3 protein-coding genes are annotated in these 2,006 nt (G+C 52.0%); all 3 read left to right on the top strand.

The window, feature by feature from the left end; all coding sequences use genetic code 11:
* The first annotated feature begins 116 nt into the window (after nt 1-116).
* Nucleotides 117-626 carry a molybdenum cofactor biosynthesis protein MoaE gene (locus tag LKK83_RS30350; protein ID WP_324635203.1) on the top strand — a complete coding sequence of 170 codons (510 nt, stop codon included), beginning with the start codon at nt 117-119 and terminating at the stop codon, nt 624-626.
* Nucleotides 627-839: 213 nt separating this feature from the next.
* Entirely contained in the window at nt 840-1,499 is a 660-nt protein-coding gene (locus tag LKK83_RS30355; protein ID WP_324635204.1) for a sigma-70 family RNA polymerase sigma factor, read from the top strand.
* Nucleotides 1,500-1,646: 147 nt separating this feature from the next.
* Nucleotides 1,647-2,006, top strand: a 360-nt coding sequence (locus LKK83_RS30360; RefSeq protein WP_442957395.1) for an anti-sigma factor family protein, incomplete at its 3' end; no start/stop codon positions are given.

A 2,006-nucleotide genomic window follows, 5' to 3' on the forward strand; every position in this document is an offset into this window, starting at 1 on the left:
AAACCCAGATCTCAAAGGTCTGGGCGCAGAAGCCCGCGCCGTACCGCCTAAGCGGTCGGCGTCGGGAGTACGTCACACTGAATGGATAGAGGTATGAAAATGTTAATCGATCGCTCATGCAAAGTCCGAACACTGCACCGAAGCCCCCGATCGCCACGAGAAAGCCAGAACATGCGAACGATCGCTTTGCCATCACCCTTGCACCCTTGTCATTAGAGGAAGTCTATGCCTTAGCAGACGATGCGGGCAACGGTGCGGTGGTGGTGATGAGCGGGACCGTGCGCGATCGCACCGATGGCAAACCGGTGGTGGCGCTGGAATATCAAGCCTACGAACCAATGGCACTCGCCGTATTCCGCCAAATTGCTGCTCAAATCCGCCAATCTTGGCCGCAGGTGAATCGAATCGTCATCTACCACCGCATTGGGCGCTTGCAGATAGGCGAAATTAGCGTATTGGTAGCAGTGGGATGTCCGCACCGCAAAGAAGCATTTGAGGGTTGTCGCTATGCGATCGACACCCTCAAACACAACGCGCCAATTTGGAAAAAAGAACATTGGGCCGATGGGTCGAGTTCTTGGGTGAGTATTGGTGCTTGCGAAACCGAACCCAACCCCAGCCATTGAAAACCATTGAAAATCAACCCTAGTGAATGATTTGCCCTTAATTCCGGAGACAAGCTGCGGAAAACTGCTATAATCAATCGTCCAACCGCCTCACCCAGACCCATGCGCTGTGCCAATGGCAAAACTGCCATCCCTGTAAGGAACCCCATCGGGAACTTTTCACAGAATCAGAGTGTCCCTTGAATTGGAATGTTATAAAGCGAATTCCGCCCCATGAGTTACTCTCCTTCTGTGTCTTCTTGGCCCACGGGTGAGGCGAATACTCCTCAAGCCCCAGTGCAACCTGAAAAACTCTCTAACTACGAATTAGTCGTGCGCTGTCAGCAGGGGAGCCGCCCGGATCGCGCTGCATTTGCCGAACTGCTGCGCCGCTATCAGTCCCACGTGGAAAAAATTCTGTATCACTTGGCTCCAGACTGGCAAGATCGCGCAGATTTGGCGCAGGAAGTCTGGATTCGGGTTTATCGTAATATCCAGAGACTTAAAGATCCCGTGAAATTCCGGGGCTGGTTAAGTCGAATTGCTACGAATTTGTTTTACGATGAGCTGCGTAAGCGCAAGCGCGTCCGCGATCCATTGTCCTTAGATGCCCCGCGAATGCTCGACGATGGGGAAATGGATTGGGAAATTGCAGCAGATGAGCCCGGGCCGGATGAAGATTTAACTACCCGGGAATTTTACGACCAACTGCGCGAAGCGATCGCCGACTTGCCAGAAGTCTTCCGGACCACGATCGTGCTGCGCGAAATTGAAGGACTCCCTTATGAGGAAATAGCCGAAATCACGGGGGTTTCTCTCGGAACCGTGAAATCGAGAATTGCCAGAGCGCGTCAGCGTCTGCAAGTGCAGTTACAAAGTTATTTGGATAGTTAAGCCTCAGGTTCGGTTTCCCCGAAATCAGCGTTAAATCCGAACCGCCAAACGTTTAACTCCAGAAAGATAAAATAAGATGATTAGTAGACAAGAAAAGCAGTTGTTTTCCGGGGTGCTTTCCCCAGTGTCATTGGTGGTGGTGTTGAAATGACCCGTAACTATGAATCCCATGACGCTCCGCAAAAACCAAACCTTAGGCGATCGGGAGCGCAAAATGGGAATAAACCAAATCTGTCCCTGGTACCGATAAATTCAGTTCCGAACGACTTGACCAGAGGCGATCGTCGCGCCGCCGAACGATTTGAATCCCTCAGTGCCTATTTAGATGGCGAACTGAATTCGCGCGACGCCGAGCAAGTGGAACGGTGGCTGGAAACCGAGCCACAGATGCAGCAATCTTATCAGCAACTTGTCAAACTGCGCGCTGGCGTGAATGACATGCCGGTGCCGATTTCTGACGAACCTGTGGAAGAATTTGTGGCGCAGGTGTTTAGCCGCATTGATGCG

This window comes from Phormidium sp. CCY1219 (genome assembly GCF_035615515.1).
GTDB lineage: Bacteria > Cyanobacteriota > Cyanobacteriia > Cyanobacteriales > Laspinemataceae > CCY1219.